The 16,762-nt window shown below is 50.4% G+C and carries 20 protein-coding genes; all 20 read right to left on the bottom strand.

The window, feature by feature from the left end; translation table 11 throughout:
• Positions 1-17: 17 nt before the first annotated feature.
• The gene (mtrB, locus tag NYE33_RS17585) at positions 18-266 is read right to left on the bottom strand and encodes a trp RNA-binding attenuation protein MtrB (RefSeq protein ID WP_042138627.1); all 249 of its coding nucleotides are present in this window, start codon (positions 264-266) and stop codon (positions 18-20) included.
• Positions 267-376: 110 nt separating this feature from the next.
• Positions 377-649, bottom strand: coding sequence for an HU family DNA-binding protein (locus NYE33_RS17580; RefSeq protein WP_019909963.1), 273 nt, complete (start codon positions 647-649; stop codon positions 377-379).
• 365 nt (positions 650-1,014) lie between these two features.
• Positions 1,015-2,493 carry a stage IV sporulation protein A gene (gene spoIVA / locus NYE33_RS17575; protein ID WP_039301803.1) on the bottom strand — a complete coding sequence of 493 codons (1,479 nt, stop codon included), beginning with the start codon at positions 2,491-2,493 and terminating at the stop codon, positions 1,015-1,017.
• Between the two features lie 755 nt (positions 2,494-3,248).
• Positions 3,249-4,001 carry a hypothetical protein gene (locus NYE33_RS17570; RefSeq protein ID WP_445669784.1) on the bottom strand — a complete coding sequence of 251 codons (753 nt, stop codon included), beginning with the start codon at positions 3,999-4,001 and terminating at the stop codon, positions 3,249-3,251.
• Between the two features lie 51 nt (positions 4,002-4,052).
• A complete protein-coding gene (locus tag NYE33_RS17565; RefSeq protein ID WP_042138629.1) occupies positions 4,053-4,421 on the bottom strand; it encodes a 2Fe-2S iron-sulfur cluster-binding protein in 369 nt (122 codons plus the stop codon).
• Between the two features lie 25 nt (positions 4,422-4,446).
• Complete coding sequence (locus tag NYE33_RS17560; protein ID WP_076243348.1) at positions 4,447-5,064, bottom strand: hypothetical protein; 618 nt, start codon at positions 5,062-5,064, stop codon at positions 4,447-4,449.
• An 80-nt stretch (positions 5,065-5,144) separates the two neighbouring features.
• Positions 5,145-5,324, bottom strand: a complete 180-nt coding sequence (locus tag NYE33_RS17555) for a DUF2768 family protein (RefSeq protein ID WP_039301791.1) — start codon at positions 5,322-5,324, stop codon at positions 5,145-5,147.
• Positions 5,325-5,515: 191 nt separating this feature from the next.
• Positions 5,516-5,791: a stage VI sporulation protein F gene (locus tag NYE33_RS17550; RefSeq protein WP_039301788.1), complete on the bottom strand. Its 276-nt coding sequence runs from the start codon at positions 5,789-5,791 to the stop codon at positions 5,516-5,518.
• A 66-nt stretch (positions 5,792-5,857) separates the two neighbouring features.
• Positions 5,858-6,898, bottom strand: a complete 1,041-nt coding sequence (locus tag NYE33_RS17545; protein WP_039301785.1) for an NAD(P)H-dependent glycerol-3-phosphate dehydrogenase — start codon at positions 6,896-6,898, stop codon at positions 5,858-5,860.
• Positions 6,891-7,508 carry a glycerol-3-phosphate 1-O-acyltransferase PlsY gene (plsY, locus tag NYE33_RS17540; protein ID WP_039301782.1) on the bottom strand — a complete coding sequence of 206 codons (618 nt, stop codon included), beginning with the start codon at positions 7,506-7,508 and terminating at the stop codon, positions 6,891-6,893. Before plsY ends, NYE33_RS17545 begins: the two co-directional genes overlap by 8 nt.
• A 12-nt stretch (positions 7,509-7,520) precedes the next feature.
• Positions 7,521-8,846 (bottom strand): ribosome biogenesis GTPase Der, encoded by a 1,326-nt coding sequence (gene der / locus NYE33_RS17535; protein ID WP_042138631.1) that lies wholly within the window; start codon positions 8,844-8,846, stop codon positions 7,521-7,523.
• A gap of 173 nt (positions 8,847-9,019) precedes the next feature.
• On the bottom strand, positions 9,020-10,333 hold the full coding sequence (gene rpsA / locus NYE33_RS17530; protein ID WP_081970066.1) for a 30S ribosomal protein S1: 1,314 nt from the start codon (positions 10,331-10,333) through the stop codon (positions 9,020-9,022).
• A 156-nt stretch (positions 10,334-10,489) separates the two neighbouring features.
• Positions 10,490-11,077 carry a lysophospholipid acyltransferase family protein gene (locus NYE33_RS17525; protein ID WP_042138632.1) on the bottom strand — a complete coding sequence of 196 codons (588 nt, stop codon included), beginning with the start codon at positions 11,075-11,077 and terminating at the stop codon, positions 10,490-10,492.
• Positions 11,074-11,784, bottom strand: a complete 711-nt coding sequence (gene cmk / locus NYE33_RS17520; protein WP_042138633.1) for a (d)CMP kinase — start codon at positions 11,782-11,784, stop codon at positions 11,074-11,076. The genes NYE33_RS17525 and cmk overlap by 4 nt, the downstream gene beginning before the upstream one ends.
• A 213-nt stretch (positions 11,785-11,997) precedes the next feature.
• On the bottom strand, positions 11,998-12,651 hold the full coding sequence (locus tag NYE33_RS17515; protein WP_341068701.1) for a flagellar brake protein: 654 nt from the start codon (positions 12,649-12,651) through the stop codon (positions 11,998-12,000).
• A 186-nt stretch (positions 12,652-12,837) separates the two neighbouring features.
• Positions 12,838-14,196 carry a germination protein YpeB gene (gene ypeB / locus NYE33_RS17510; protein ID WP_042138635.1) on the bottom strand — a complete coding sequence of 453 codons (1,359 nt, stop codon included), beginning with the start codon at positions 14,194-14,196 and terminating at the stop codon, positions 12,838-12,840.
• Between the two features lie 151 nt (positions 14,197-14,347).
• Positions 14,348-14,494 (bottom strand): hypothetical protein, encoded by a 147-nt coding sequence (locus NYE33_RS17505; protein WP_171716693.1) that lies wholly within the window; start codon positions 14,492-14,494, stop codon positions 14,348-14,350.
• Between the two features lie 76 nt (positions 14,495-14,570).
• Positions 14,571-15,266, bottom strand: a complete 696-nt coding sequence (gene prsW, locus NYE33_RS17500; RefSeq protein ID WP_039301765.1) for a glutamic-type intramembrane protease PrsW — start codon at positions 15,264-15,266, stop codon at positions 14,571-14,573.
• A 151-nt stretch (positions 15,267-15,417) separates the two neighbouring features.
• Positions 15,418-16,032 carry a genetic competence negative regulator gene (locus NYE33_RS17495; RefSeq protein ID WP_039301763.1) on the bottom strand — a complete coding sequence of 205 codons (615 nt, stop codon included), beginning with the start codon at positions 16,030-16,032 and terminating at the stop codon, positions 15,418-15,420.
• A 286-nt stretch (positions 16,033-16,318) separates the two neighbouring features.
• On the bottom strand, positions 16,319-16,690 hold the full coding sequence (locus NYE33_RS17490; RefSeq protein WP_039301760.1) for a hypothetical protein: 372 nt from the start codon (positions 16,688-16,690) through the stop codon (positions 16,319-16,321).
• Between the last annotated feature and the right edge of the window lie 72 nt (positions 16,691-16,762).

Raw genomic sequence — 16,762 nt, 5'->3', positions numbered from 1 at the left:
CAGGCTATGCCTGCTTCTCAGCTTTCACTCTCTAATTGTCCGTGTTTGCTCCAGATTTCAGCTTTCCCGCGGATTTTCATTGCTGATGTATGATCTGTGAATTGGGCAATGAGGACTTCGCCTTTATCAAGCTTCTCCGTATGGTGAAAGCGGGTATCCAGGCCCCTTGTCAGTCCGATGACCTGAACTCCGTTCTCTTTGGCTTTGATTACGATATAATCGCTGCCTGATGGTGCAGGATTCACTTCATTGTGCTTCTCAGTCATTTGTGATCCTCCTTAAAGTATGGTAAGCCTAAGCTTCTAAAAAACAAATGCCGCCTTGGAGGGCGGCATAGTTGTTATTCAAAGACTATGGGATAGATATGTAGAAATCTCTATTTGATTCCGTCTTTCAGCGCTTTACCGGGTTTGAATGCCGGTACCTTGCTCGAAGGAATTTCGATTTCTTCACCAGTCTGTGGGTTACGGCCTTTACGTGCGGAACGTTCGCGCACTTCAAAGTTTCCGAATCCAACCAGCTGTACTTTATCTCCGCTTTGCAGTGCACCTGTGATAGCTTCGAAAACGGCATCTACCGCTTTAGTAGCATCTTTCTTGGGAAGTTCAGTTGCTTCTGTAACTACGTTGATCAAATCTGATTTGTTCATGTTTTCTCACCTCCCTGGGCAAATTTCCGGTATCATACACTGTTTCCGTTTCAACGCAAAATATACGTGATAATCCCGTTTATTACTGGATACTGGCGCCTCTCTTCTAGAAGCGCAACAAACTTATAGTAATACAGCCCACCCATAATTTCAAGGCGTTACTCAAAAAAGGAGCAGAAAGTAGCATTTTTCCACATGTTTTCGGGGTTTCGCGCAGTCTATTACTACCAATTATTCCGTAAAATCGGAGTCTTCCCTGGGAGATTCCCCCTTTTGCCCGCCGGTAAGCTATCTTCGAAATCTTAAAAATCAGCAGCAAAAAAGAGCGGAAATTCTTCCGCTCTTATCGCTAGGCCTGCTTACATTTAGAGAATTATGGCAATCAGTCCGCCTGAACCTTCGTTAATAATCCGGCCCAGCGTTTCCTGCAGCTTATAGCGGGCATTATCCGGCATCATGGCAATCTTGCCCTGGATGCCCTCACGGACGATGGAATGCAGGGAACGGCCGAAGATATCCGATTCCCAGATCTTGATCGGGTCATTCTCAAAGTCCTGCATCAGGTAACGCACCAGCTCTTCACTCTGCTTCTCTGTGCCGATAATCGGCGAGAATTCAGATTCGACATCGACCCGGATCATATGGATCGAAGGTGCTGTAGCCTTCAGCCGGACCCCGAAGCGGGAGCCCTGACGGATCAGCTCAGGCTCATCCAGAGCCATCTCAGCCAGGGATGGGGCTGCTATACCATAACCTGTAGTTTTGACCATCTCCAGAGCTTCCGAGAAGCGGTCATACTCACGTTTGGCATGGGAGAAGTCCTGCATCAGCTGGAGCAGATGGTCTTTGCCGCGGATCTCCACGCCGACCACCTCCATGAGAACCTGGTCATACAGCTCTTCAGGAGCGTATAGATCGATCTCCGCTACCCCCTGGCCCATGTTCATGCCGCTGAGGCCAGCCCTGTCGATGAAATCATATTCTGTAAACTGGGAGACGAGCCGGTCCACATCCCGCAGGCGGCGGATATCCTTCACCGTATCGCGGACAGAATTCTCATAGCTGCTGCGCAGCCAGTGATTCTCGCCCAGCACCATAACCCAGCTTGGCAGATTGACATTAACTTCATGTACCGGGAATTCATACAGCACTTCACGGAGTACCCCGGTCACATCATCTTCCGTCATATTGGCGGCGCTGAGTGTCATTACCGGAATATCATATTTGAGTGCGAGCTCGTTGCGCAGCTGCTGTGCTTCCTCACTGCGCGGCCGGGTGGAGTTGATTACAAGCACAAACGGCTTGCCAACCTCCTTCAGCTCAGCGATGACGCGCTCTTCGGAATCCACATACGAGTTCCGGGGAATTTCAGCAATCGTACCGTCGGTTGTCACTACCACACCGAGTGTGGAATGCTCCTGAATCACTTTGCGTGTACCGATCTCAGCCGCTTCCTGGAACGGAATCGGTTCCTCAAACCACGGTGTTGAGATCATACGCGGACCATTCTCATCCTCGTAGCCTTTGGCACCTTCTACCGCATAACCCACACAATCGACCAGCCGGACATTGACTTCCAGACCTTCTGCCACCTTGATCTGCACCGCGTTATTCGGTACAAATTTGGGCTCAGTGGTCATAATTGTTTTGCCCGCCGCACTTTGCGGCAGTTCATCCACTGCTCTTACCCGGTCCGCTTCACTTGTGATGTTCGGAAGAACAATCGTTTCCATGAACCGTTTGATGAATGTCGATTTCCCCGTGCGAACCGCGCCGACGACGCCGAGATAAATGTCTCCGCCGGTACGCTCGGCAATGTCCTTGAAAATATCCACTTTTTCCAAAAGAGATCCCCTCCTCATATTACTCCGAAGAAAAAATGCCTGAAGAGCATCGACTTCGCGTTCCGCCGGCAAACTGACCCTTGCAGGACAACCACCGGACTAAGCTTTGCCCGCCCGAAGCCTAGCTACTGCCTGAGGCGGAACATGTTGCCCCGCGCTAAACTCCGAATGCTCGGACATGCATTTGGACTAGTATCATCATATGTATCCAGAACGGATTTATGACCCTCGTCCGTGCATTTTGCAGTTGAAATTTTGTATGCCCGCTCTAGCACGCCAATGCGTCACGACGCCCGGAAGTCTTCTCATCAATCCTATGAAGCCGGGTTTTCGCCTAGAACCACTATATGGTTTGACTCAGGTATTTTGTTTTGAGTGCACGCTCTAACTGTATTTTGTGCAACTAAAGCGGTCGATTAGCATGCCGCTAGAGCTTTAATTGTATTTTCTACATCTAAAAATCCCCATAACGCGAAAAAAGGGCTTTCCGCTAATTTTAGTTGTACAGAATACAGTTAATCTGAAAAATCCGTTTTTTCACCGTCTTTTAACTGCACGAAATACAACTAAACATCGTGCACTCCAAACTATTTACGCCTTGATCCACCAGGTTGCCGCTGCGGACTGCCAAAATAATCAGTAAATCCGTGGACAACTGCCGGGGGAGCGAATCTAACTGCAGGGCTTACACTGAATAAATTCTGTACAAATACAAAAAAGCACCGAAATTATAATCCGGTGCTGATCTAAAGCTTCTATTCCGTCGGAGCCTGCGGAACCGGCTGGCCGTCAACCCACAAATAAGGCAATGACTTAACGGGCACGTAATACGACGCCTGCTCCAGCTCCAGACGCAAGTCGCGGTCTGCCTCAGGCGCCCCGCCATTCTTATCTATAGCTGAGCTGATATCCGCACCGTAATCGGCATATACCGTACCGTCCTTGTCCATAAGGAACTGCAGGGCCTGGCCGGAATACACACTGTTCAGCTTAATAGACGCTGTTCCCGCCTTCTTGGCATCAATTGCAGAGAGGCCCGGATACACTTCTTCTTCCGCCGGCAGTTCTCCACCATGTGCGGACTTGTAGAGGTTAACCTTGCGCTGTACATCGTTAACCTTCTGCACGGTCACCAGGTCCATCAGCTTCACCTGAGGATCACTTTCTTCGTCCAGAATCAGAAAATACGTGCTGCCGCCCTTCTCAAAAGCCGCTGCCGGTATTTCATCCAGGTACCCTGCCTGCTGCAGTTTATTCAGATCGACCACGAATTTCTCATATCTTGGCGTTGCTTCATCGCTGGTCTTAATCGGAAGCAGGCCTTCCTGCTCCTGATAGTCATCTACCGCTGCCTGCACCCGCTTCACACTCTCGCGGTACCCGCTGCCGGGCTGCCGCTGCTCAGAATCCCCGGGATACATGCAGCCGCCAAGTGACCATAGCAGCAGGGCAACCCAAGGCAGCAGGGCTGCTCTTCTCAGTGATTGCCGGCGTTTCACCTGATACATGGAGTTGATAAATACGCCCCCTTTCTCTGGTTATCTGCTAAGCCTTCCCAGTCACCATAAGTCCTCTGCTTCTCCACGGCGCGCAGCTTCCAGTCTGCGGCGTACGGCCGCCTTAAGCGGGTCCTCGGGAATGTGCACGCTCACATCCTCCCAGACAGCGGCCTGGCAGGCCAGACGGACGCCTTGATCCAGCAGGCTGCCCAGCTTGCGTCTCTCGGCATCTGAAGGAGGTCTCAGCGCTGCTGACTCTCCGGGATCTACTGACACTTTGCACATCAGGCATCCGGCTTTACCGCCGCAGCGGGTGGGCAGAACGATTCCGGCTCTGTGTACCGCCTCAAGCAGCGATACTCCATGTGGCACGGAGACACGCCGGGTGTCGGGCAGGAAAGTGACATTTATTTTTTTATGAGATGCCATGATGTTGTTCCTTCCTTGGTTCATCTTAAATCTCTATGGATGTGGATATCTCCAGCAATGCCTCCAGCTTCGCCTGCAGGTGATCTTCCAGATGGTTCTCTTGAATTAACTGATACAGCAGCGGGAGATGGGCGGCCTTATCCTGTTTGATCAGCCCCGCGATTGCCTGGCAGCGCGCGTCCCTGCCCCGCAGCAGATTAAATATCAGCTCATGAACCACCGGCATCAGACGCACAAGGCCAATCCCTTCGTAATTGCGTACCGGGGCATACTGCTGCAGCATGCCGGCATCCACTGAATATTGCCATTCGCCGCTGCCCATTCTGAACCCGCCCACCAGTTCAACCTTGGCCTCCCCCATGAAATAGAGAGCGCGCAGTGAATAACAGCTTCCGCTGAAATCCTCTTCCGGCGGACTGACTGCATACCGGAGAAGGGATTGATGAAGCTGCCAGGTATCCTTCAGGTCGCAATAGACATCAATATCACGCGGCGGGACAGCCAGTTGGGCCCCGTGCAGCAGCAGCCCGCAGCTCCCTCCCAGAAGCCAAACAGGGGGCTTGCCCAGCCCGTAGTATTCTAAATCTTCTACTATGCTGCCCAGCGCTGTCTCAAGTGCATAGGGGATTCCTGAACCGGTCATAGATCAACACACGCTCCATTCCTGTAAAATCATCAATCGATTCTGTCAGAAATACGTCTGTCTGAGTGTATTGTAAATGCTTACATAATTGAAGCGGCTCCGCCTAATATCCCGATCAGCATAATCACAAATGCAAGTACGGATAGTACGCCTCTAAGCCAGCCCTTGGTCCTGCTGCGTGCAAATGTAATCAAAAAAACGGATAAACCCATAATCAGTACCGCAATCAGAGACAGCCACATTTTCGTCATTGGATCCATAGTCCATGCGCCCCCATTTCACTATACCCGGATTGCGACTATTATAGCGTGAAACCTTAGATATTATAAGTCTTTATATTAAAAAAAGAGCAAAAACCTCGGAATCTGGCTAGATTCCCGGGTTTTTGCCCTACACAAGCAGACAAGCAATTTGCCAGCCCTGGAGGGGTGGCTCCTTTATGCATGATATGCTATTTTTTCAGCAGCATTTTCATTAAAGACTCCATCGAACCGGAACCCGCGCCGCCTTTTTTAACGGCATTGATGATTTCCTGCACGGTAGCTTCACTGACTGGCACTTTGGCCATTGCTGACACCTGCTTAATTAACTGGCGGAGCTGGGCTTCATTCTGCGTGGTGCCCGGCTTGACCGTCCCGGCCAGCTTCTTGATGGCACCTTCCGTAATGTTCTTGCCCGCCTTCTTGTTAATGGCGTTCAAAGCATCCTTGGAAAAATCTCTGCTCACTATTCATCCCTCCTCCGTCAATCCCCAATACAACATATGAGGCTCTCCGGCAAAAGGTGAACGCGATCAGGAATGCCATTGCTCCCAGGTTTCCTGTGAAATGGCTTCCATCTCTGTCTTGCGGTCACGGCCCATCAAGGCTTCCACCGCATTACGCGGTGTTCTTCCCTTGAACAGCACATGATAAATCTGGTCCGTAATCGGCATCTGCACGCCTAATTTAAGCGATATCGCATAAGCAGCTTCCGTTGTCCGGATACCTTCCACTACCATGCCCATGGACTCCAGCACCTCTGCCAGCGGCTTGCCCTGGCCCAGCATGGAACCGGCACGCCAGTTGCGGCTGTGCTGGCTGGTCGCCGTCACGACAAGGTCACCGAGTCCGGCAAGACCGGAGAAGGTCAGCGGGTTCGCCCCAAGCTCTACGCCAACACGGGAAATCTCGGCCAAGCCGCGGGTAAGAAGCGCTGCTTTGGCATTGTCCCCGAAGCCCAGCCCGTCCGATAGCCCTGCACCCAGCGCGATAATATTCTTCAGTGCGCCAGCCAGCTCTACGCCGACCTGATCGCGGTTGGTATATACCCGGAAGTCATTGTTAATGAACAGTCCTTGCGCTGCAGCGGCACGGCTATCGTCAGGTGAAGCCACCACAACGGTAGTCGGACAGAGCCGTACTACTTCCTCCGCGTGACTCGGGCCGGAGAGGACAACGACCTGACTTTCATTGCAGCCAAGCTCTTCTGAGATCACTGTCGACATACGCTTCATGCTCTCCGTCTCAAAGCCCTTCGTAGCATGAATACAGAGCATATCTTCCTTCCAGAAGGGCTTCAGGCTGTGCGCAACCTGGCGCATTCCGGAAGAAGGCGCAACAATAACTACTGCCTTCGAACCGGAAACAGCCGTCTCCATGTCCGTAGTGGCAATAATGTTCGCAGGAAGAGTGATTCCCGGCAGAAAATGATGATTCGTATGGGCTTCATTAATCTCGGCAGCTTGTTCGGGCTTTCGCGTCCACAGATAAACCTCCGAGTGGTTAGCCGCCAGCACAGTGGCCAGCGCAGTTCCCCAACTGCCCGCGACCAGCACGGTTACTTTATCAGACAACGCGATTCGCCTCCTTAACTTTGGAGCCGATTTTGTTCTCCCGGCCCTGTGAAATCTTAAGTATATTGCTGCGGTGACGCCAGAACGCAAACAGTGCGATAATCAGGCTACCCCATAGCTCAGGCGTTGTGAACCCGGTAAACAGCAGAAATACCGGTGTCAATGCCACGAAGATCAGAGAACCCAGCGACACATACCGGGTCAGAACGATTGCCAGAATAGCAATCAATCCAGCAATCAGTGCAGGCCAAAATACAAGCGTAGCCATTACGCCAATTGTCGTTGCAATGCCTTTCCCTCCGCGAAAGTGAAAATAGAGCGGCCAATTATGCCCGATGATGGCAGCGATCCCACAGCCCACTGCAATCCAGGTTCCCCAGCCGCCGGCCCATGTTCCAAGCCAGACTGCGGCAATTCCCTTCAGTACGTCCAGAAACAGCACCAGTATGGCCGGTCCCTTCCCCATTACCCGCAGTGTATTGGTTGCCCCCGCATTGCCGCTTCCATATTGGCGGATGTCGATGCCTTTAAGCAGCCGGGCGAGCAATACACTGAAGCTGATAGAGCCAAGCAAATAGCTTACAACGATAACCAGAAGTTCAAACGCCACTACTCTTCTCCCCTAACCTTCGTTTTCGGATTTGCGCCGTGTAAAGAGACGGATCGGTGTGCCTTCGAAATTGAATGCCGCGCGCAGCTTATTCTCCAGATAACGCTCATAGGAGAAGTGCATCAGCGAAGGATCGTTGACGAATACCACGATTGTCGGCGGCTTCGTAGCAACCTGGGTTACATAATTGATGCGCAGACGCCGTCCTTTGTCTGTCGGCGGAGGATTGATCGCAACTGCATCGGATACCACATCGTTCACCAGATGCGTGGTAATCCGGAGTGCATGCTGCTGTGCGACATGCTGTACGACCGGCAGCAGCTTCTGCAGCCGCTGTTTGGTAAGCGCAGACAGGAACACCACTGGCGCATAGCTCATGAACAGGAAGTGATCACGGATATTGCGTTCGAAATTCTGCATTGTCTTGTCGTCTTTCTCAATGGCATCCCATTTGTTGACGACAAAGATAGAGGCTTTGCCAGCATCATGGGCATAACCGGCAATATGCTTGTCCTGATCAATAATGCCTTCTTCACCGTTAATTACCACCAGTACAACATCAGCACGTTCAATAGCCTTCATGGCTCTCATCACGCTGTATTTTTCCGTGTTTTCATAGACCTTGCCGCGTTTACGCATGCCCGCAGTATCAATGAGCACATAACGCTGGCCATCCCGTTCAAACGGTGTATCGATCGCATCGCGTGTAGTACCCGCAACATCGCTGACAATTACGCGTTCTTCGCCAAGAATAGCATTCACCAGCGAGGATTTACCTACATTCGGACGGCCGATCAAAGCTACACGAATGACATCATCGTCATATTCCTCATCGGTTTTATCAGGCAGACGTTCAACAACCGCATCCAGCAGATCTCCGATTCCGGTTCCGTGGCTTCCTGAAATTCCGATTGGGTCGCCAATTCCAAGGCTGTAAAATTCATAAATATCCTCGGTGCGCTTCATGTTATCCACTTTATTAATAGCCAGAACGATCGGCTTGCCGGAACGGAAAAGAATCTGCGCTACTTCTTCATCCGAGCTCGTAAGTCCGCTCTTCGCCTCGCACATAAAGACGATGACATCCGCTTCTTCGATCGCCAGCTCCGCCTGAACGCGGATCGACTTCAGAATGGCGTCTTCACCGTCAATTTCAATCCCCCCGGTATCAATCACACTGAAGGATTTGCCGTTCCAATCCGAAACTCCATATATCCGGTCACGTGTAATCCCCGGTTTATCTTCTACGATGGCCAGTCTATCGCCAATCAGCCTGTTAAAAATCGTCGATTTACCGACGTTAGGCCTGCCAACGATGGCCACAACGGGTCTTGCCATATTCATTCCTCCTGTCTTCCTTACGTTACTCATCATAGCAAAAAACAATACAATTGGCTAACAGTCTTACAACTGTTCCGCCGCTCCATACTTGCCTGTAAAACACAATCGGCGAACCCTCTTATCGAGGGCTCGCCGATTACTTTACCCGTTATGATGAAATAACAAAGGGATTAGTTGTTACCCTTGAATTTGTCCAGCTTGTCGCCGAAACGTTCAGCCAGTGTGAAGCTGAGGCCTTCATTGCTGAGCGATACGTTAGGATTGTTCAGCACTTCTTTTGGCGCTCTGTCTCTGCTGTTGCTGCGTTCTGGTCTAGCCGTAGGAGCCGGAGCTTCTTCGGTTTCCTTGATGCTGAGGCTTACGCGCTTCTCGGATGGATTGAAGTCAAGCACTTTCACTTGTACTTCCTGTCCTTCTTTGAGCACTTCATGCGGAGTGCCAATGTGCTTGTGTGAGATCTGGGAAATGTGCACAAGGCCTTCAACGCCTGGAAGCAGTTCAACGAACGCGCCGAAGTTTACAAGGCGTTTAACTTCGCCTGTAACTACATCGCCGATGTTGATCTGACCAGCTGCGGAATCCCAAGGACCCGGAGCAGCGGCTTTGATGCTGAGGCTGATTTTGCCTTTTTCAGGATCAACCTTAAGTACTTTTACGCGAACCTTATCACCTTCGGATACTACATCGGATGGCTTCTCCACGTGGTTCCAGGCGATCTCGGATACGTGAACCAGACCGTCAACGCCGCCAACATCCACAAATGCGCCGAATTGAGTCAGACGTTGTACAGTACCTTCGATGATTTGTCCTTCGGACAGCTCGGACATGATCTTCTGCTTGTTAGCTTCGAATTCTTCTTCCAGAACTTCTTTGGCGGAAAGAATAACCTTGCTGTTCTCACGGTCAAGTTCTTTCACTTTCACACGCAATGTGCGGCCTTTGTAGTCGCTGAAATCTTCAACGAAGTGACGTTCAACCATGGAAGCCGGAATGAATCCGCGCGCGCCAACGTCAGCCACGAGGCCGCCTTTGACAACGTCAGCCACAGTAACTTCGAACGATTCCTGGGAAGCGAAGTATTTCTCAAGATCTTCCCATGATTTTTCGCTGTCGATTGCACGTTTGGAAAGAACCAGGCTTTCCTTGTTGTCGTTGATGCTGACAACCTTGCATTCCACTTCTTGTCCGACTTCTACCGCTGCTGCGGCATTGTCCAGTTGTACGGAAGACAATTCGCGAATAGGAATGACGCCGTCGTATTTATATCCAATGCTTACATAAGCTTGGTTATCTTCGATTTTGACGATCGTTCCTTTCACGGTATCGCCTTTTTTCAAAGAAATGATTTCCAGGCCTTCTTGGCTTGTCACTTCTTCTTCGGTACCCGTAACAGCTTCTGCGGATTCCACAGCTTCTGTTGCTTCCACGGTTTCGTTGTTCTCAACGTTATCCGCAGCTTCTTGATTTTTGATTTCTTCAGACATGTGATTACCCTCCTCGATTCAAAACCCCATTTATTTAAACCCGCGTATAGCAGAGTTCAAAACAATCATCAATTGCACTTTGTACGTTAGTATGTTCCAAAAAATAGCGGTTATGCTATTAATCATCTGCGATTCGCAGATGCAAGGCGCCCGGGTTTAACGCGTACTGGGCTTGCCTGTTTGGATCATCTCGTGGATACGCCCCATAATAACATCGGTTACCGCTTCCAGAGATTCACTTCCTGCTCCTTCAAACGAACTGAGATCTATGGGAGCCCCGTAAACAACAGTCATCCGGCGAAAGGGCTTGTAAGATCCGATAATAGCCGCAGGTACAACGGCTGCGCCGCTGCGAAGGGCAAAACTTGCTGCGCCTTTCTTAGCTGCACCGGAGTCAGAGTTGCGCGTGCCTTCCGGAAAGATGCCCATAACATTTCCGCTGCGAAGCGTATTAAGGGCCGTTTTTATGGATTCTTTGCTTACGCCGCCACGTTTGACAGGAAAAGCTCCCAGTTGCTTAATGAGCCAGCCTAATACAGGAACAGTAAAGAGCTCCGCCTTGGCCATGTATTTCACCTGTCGTTTCAGCTTAATCCCAATCGTCATCGGATCGAGCAGGCTGATGTGATTTGCGCAGAGCAGGACTCCGCCCTCCTTTGGCACATTTTCTCTCCCCACAATCTTAAGCGGGAACAGTATGGCATAAATAAAGCGAAGCAATCCACAGCAAATTGCATAAATCATAGATGATTTCTCTCCCCGTCAACATAAGTTCTGCAGTGGGAGACGATGGCTTCCACGGCCTGACCGATATCCATATGGGTCGTATCCAGAAGAACAGCGTCTTCGGCACGGCGCAGCGGTGAAATCTCACGGCCCTCGTCAAGACGGTCCCGCGCTGCAATATCATGTTCAAGCTGCTGGAGAGTCACTGTTTCCGTATCCTTCAGTTCCTTGTAACGACGGAGAGCACGCTCCTCCACACTTGCCGTCATGAAAATCTTCACTTCGGCATCCGGCAGTACGGTTGTACCGATATCCCGGCCATCCATTACGACTCCCTTGCGGAGTGCCATCTGGCGCTGCAGCTGGCTGAGTCTGGATCTTACACCCTCGATCTTCGAATACTGCGACACTTGGCCGCTGACCTGAAGACTCCGGATATGCGGGGTCATGTCTTCCCCATTAATCAACACTTTCTGCACGTCTTTCTCCGGAAGAAGGTCAATATTCATGTCCTGGATCCTCTGATGCACCAGTTCATGCTCCTCCGCAGATATGCCTTCACGAATCATATACCAGGTGATTGCCCGGTACATCGCACCCGTGTCTACATAAATGTAAGACAGCTCCCGTGCTACCAATCGGGCAACAGTACTCTTGCCTGCCCCGGCAGGTCCGTCGATGGCGACGTTAATTCTGTCGTAAGTATGTGTCCCCTGCCTGTCCAACGGGGCATTCCTCCTCAAACACTCTTCCGCAGGAAATATGCCTATCGACATATCTCTCTAGGGACTTGCTGATATTATCAAGAAAAAAGCAGGCATTGCCTGCGACTTATAAAATTATACCACAGTTTATACCTCAGTGCAAAATGACTCGGAGGTTTTTGAGGAGAAAAAAGCTTATATTGATGCCTTTTGGGGAATCCCCGCACAGTCCTGTCACCGGTTACGGAAATCAAATTGGCGTTCAAAACAGTAACGGATTATTTTTTGGCGTTCCGAATCGGAAATGGACGAAAACTTCAGCATGACCAGATTACGTCCGGTTTCGAGCTTCTTGATCCGTACAATTTCGCCTTCGAAATTAACATGCTCCGTGCTGCCGTTACGGTACGCTACCAGCAGCCAGCAGCCTAGCTTATCTCCAACCTTCAAAGTAATTTTGGCATCGCTTAAGAATGAGGTCCCCCCGCCGCCGATATCCTCAGTCCGCACCAGAAAGCGGTTGCCCAAGGAATCTTTAACAGCAAGCTCCAGCTCGGCATTCACGCGGAAAAAGCTGCGGCGCTGGATTTTGAAGATGGATTCCACAGCAGGCTTGCGGAGGCGCACCATCCGGATGACCTCTTCCTTGAAGCCAATTACATGGGTGTTGAAATAATTTTTAATGCCGCCTTCAGTAAGAAAATAAACAGACAGCTCATCTCCGACAAACAGTTTTTTCAGCCGCCCGTTACTCTCCTGCATGGGGATTTCTATCAGAAAGGTATCTTCCTCCATGTCAGCAATTCTTGCCCGGTATTCGACCTCTGACTCCGCTGCATCGCTGGAAGCAACCTGCAGGTATAAATATTCGTTGATTTTGGGATACAAACCTGTCACCGCCGCTTGAGTTAGTAATTAATGCTAACCCGATTATAGCATGGCCTTTCATGCCCGGTCAGAAATATTATTTGGGCTAAGTGGTTAAATACCGTTATACGGCCAGCAAAAAAGGCGCTTTCCGGTTTTGGAAAGCGCCTTTTCTTAAGGTTAAGCTTACTCTGCCTGAATCTCGGCTTATTTGTCCTGTGCTCCGGAAGAGGTACGGATCTGCTCTACAGATTCCTCATTCCCGTCTGCGGCATTCAGATAGATCCGGAACTGGGAGCCGTTGATTTTGCCTCCGAATTCATACGTCAGCAGTTCTTCAGCATCTTCATTCTCAATCCAGGCCAGCCTGTTATACAGCTCCTTGAACTCCGGGTTCAGCCTGGTTCTGACTTCGGCCAGGGACAGTTCCGGCTTTGGAATCACGCGCTTCTCCTTATGCTCATGCACATAATCACTGGCCTGGAATCCGGTGGCTTCCCCCGTATCCAGTCCGACCCGTACCGTCATCTTCTCCGGATAGATCAGAACACCGTCCTGGCTGGTAACAAAGGTTAAGTTGCCCAGGTTATCATACCTGTCTGCACTAACTGCGGTCATGCCGGGATAACCCTTCTTCTCCAGAAACTTGCCTGCCTTCTCCACGGCCTGCTTCATGGATACCTTGGCCGGACCCACTTCACGGTTGTCATTGTAGGAGATCAGCAGTCCGCCTTCTGCCGTGAAATCCATGGTGACCGGCTCTTTGTGGTCTGCCGAGGTAATAGTTGCTGTGTAGGATGCCCATTCGGTCCCCTTACCGTTCTCCTGGATCTTCACGTTTGCATTCCCGCCCAACCCGGCAAATTTCAGCGCCTTGGCTTTGACCTGCTCTGCTGTGACGGGCTTGCCGCCCAGCTTCTTGACAGAACGCTTATCATATATACTTGCTACCGAAGGGCCATAGTCCAGCTCAGGATAGGCAGCAACCCGCTTGTCGACTGTTTTGAACCCGTCGATGATCGTGTTGTCTTCCGCTTCTTCCTCTGTAGCCAGTGCCGTTTCTACGTCCATCCAACGCAGCCTGTTACTGATGACTTTGTTCTGGACATCCTGCAGATCCTTGGAGATCTCTGCCGAATTCGCATAAAGTGTCTTCAAGTTAGCCATTTCACCTTCGGTCAGCGGTTTCTTGGTGAAATCCCGTACCGCTGCCTTATAGGAGAAATTGGAGATCTTCGAGAGGAATTCCTCTGTCTCACTGAACGGCAGCAGCGTAAGCGGCAGCTGGTTGATCTCGTTCTGCGCCTCGCTCGTAATCCGCCATACATTCACCAGACCCTTGCGGTGCATTCCATTGGAAGTGGTGTTGACCGCCAGCGTGTTACCCAGCTCTCCATGAAGCCGCTCCACATGGTAGGACAGATCATGGAACGCACGCTGATATTGGTTCTCCGCTTTGATCAGAATCGAATTCTTCTCCTGGTTCTCCTGATACCCCCAGACCAGTGCTCCAAGCAGCAAGAGTGCGGTCAGCGGGAACATTATGGCGCTTAATCTTTTGTACATAGGCCCGTCAAACTCCTTTCAGTAGCTTATTGCCGTTAGTTTGACAATAACTGAGAAGTCTTATGCACCCATGCGGAAACAGTTGCGCCGTTCTTTAAAGGACGGGGCGTTTCAGGGAGAAATAGAAATTCTTCTATTCTATTAACAGCAGTCAGGCGCGCTCTTCAATATCGAAGCCGCTGACACTGCTGCACAAGCATTGCTTGAAGCCGGTCTGAATGACTCCCTGCTCCTTGTTTCCTCTTAATATGTAGGTTTCGCCGCACTGTTTGCAGACAATCCGAACTTTTACACGCAAAAAAAGACACCCCTCTCCTCTCTGGAATTCCTTGCCTTAAGGAACTGCCCTGTAGGATTAAGTGTGTCCATCTCTATTATAGGTTAACCTCTTCCTCCCGCTTCAAAAAACGAAACGGGGAGCGGCTGTTGGCCCGCGCCACTTTGCCCATCCCTCCGTACCATAAAACAGCCATCAGGGGCACGATGAACCAGATCCAATAATTAGCCGTAGTTGTCAGTATGAAATCATAAATCCCGTGCCAGAGCCATGGCAGCAGCAGGGAAATAAGCAGAATCCCTCTGGTCTTGACTCCTTTTGAAAACTTGGCCCTCCCCATATGATATCCCATAATCACGCCAAACATGGCATGGCCGGATACCGGGAGCAGCGCCCTCATGACCATTGAACCGATTGAAGCATTGCTGTACCAGGCATACATTACATTCTCTATCGTTGCGAAGCCGAGCGAAATCGCCACGGCGTATAGTATTCCATCATAGGGCTCGTCAAATTCGGTATGATTGTAAATCATATGGTACAGCACAAACCACTTCAGACCTTCCTCCACGCCGGAGGAGATCAGAAACGAATCTACATAAGGGCCGCCGTCCAGACCAAGCACAAGACCTCTCTGGATAATCATCACCGGCAGAACTATAATCAGGCCGAGCAGGAACACCTTCAGCACCATATGGAGCGGCTCCTGATCATACTTGTCTTTCAGATAGAAAAAAGTCAGCAGCGCAAGTCCCGGTGCCACTGCTGACGAAATGACCGATAACAAAAGCACCGAATAGCCTCCCCCGCGCCTAAAAACTAGTATCTTTCTGAATTTCAATCCAGGGCTGAACTACTGCCCGTCCCTTAAATACGATCGTCTCCCGTCAGCAAAACCTCAGGGAAGGGCAGTTAAGCCGATGCTTCCTTGCCCTTCTCCGTCTTTATTCCTGGCGTTTAAAATGAGTGCATAAGGTCTCGATTGCATTCTCCGCCATCACTGTCTTGCCGTATTCAGCCAGAACAGCCTGAGTAACCGGAGATGAATCTCCAAACTCTGCAAGCACGCCTACAAGACCCGATAATGCCGCTTCTTCGAATTCCTTCGGATCAAAGTAGAGATACCATTTATCATTATAAGAATACAGCTGTCCTTGAGAAGTAATATTGCCGATGAGCACATGGGCCGCTTCAACCAGAACCTCAAAATCGCGGAATGCATACACAATGGAGTCGCTTTGTTCAAGAGTAACTTCCATCTCGTAAATCTCTTCAGGCAATTCATCTTCCCCGGGACCACCGTACGAATGGTGATCATATTTCCCCCGGGTCACAATAACGACCATGCCTTGCGCGGGCAATGCGAACACTTCCACGGCAAGCGGACCGGTAGCGTCAAAACCAAGTTCACTGTACGCCTGATCCATCATTTCCGTAAAGAGGTCGTGCACCTTGGGAACTTCCTGCCACATGTCTTCCTTCTGGATGCCCCGCTCGCTCAGGTCGTCAAAAGTGAGGAAAATCCGTATCTTATCTTGACTTAATCGCTCTATTCTCATGACAGGATCCTCCTTTTGCAAGCTCATTTAGTATTAATGTATGATGAGTCCCGAGTAATGAGCCAAAAATGGTTACTATGTATGTATGTTATCATTTTGACGCTACAAATGCACGTAAATAAATATAGAAAAGGCCCAATTAACTGCCCAATATCTGCAAAGCCCGGCTTCACCGCCTTTTCGTTGTATGCACATGCATGTATCCGAAACCTCTTCGCGGGCAGAAAAAAGAATCATTCTGGCGACTTTGGTGTCCCCAAAATGATTCTGCAGCGGCCTATTCCGGTTACAATCCCGGTATGGCTGTATGTGTATCCTTGAGAATCTGTTCTACTTCATGTTTCACATCGGGATTGCTGCGGATGAAGTCTTTGAGCATATTCAAGTTGGATTCTTTGGACTTCACCGGTGAATCCTCCTTCTTGTGTTCGCTGCTGCCGGAAGCATGAGAGCCGTTATCATGGCTGCTGCCCTCAGCGGTACTTCCGAAGCCGGTCATAGCCATTCCCATAATTTTGTCCTTGGCTTTCTCACCGGCACTTTCTGAAGAACCGCCCGTGTGAAGCAGTGAAGACATCATGGCGCTGCGTTTTTTGGACATAATCATACTGGCGGCCGCACCCATCAGCACTCCGCATAGAAATGACGAAGTATTCATATCTCTAACCTCCTTGTATGGTAAAATCATGCTTAGTGTTCGCGGAAAGATTCCGGCTCATACAGCCAAACA

This window comes from Paenibacillus sp. FSL R10-2199 (assembly GCF_038000235.1).
Taxonomy (GTDB): Bacteria; Bacillota; Bacilli; order Paenibacillales; family Paenibacillaceae; genus Paenibacillus_AQ; species Paenibacillus_AQ phytohabitans.
Note: the sequence above shows the minus strand (reverse complement) of the source record. Positions and strands in the feature narration are given on the sequence as shown.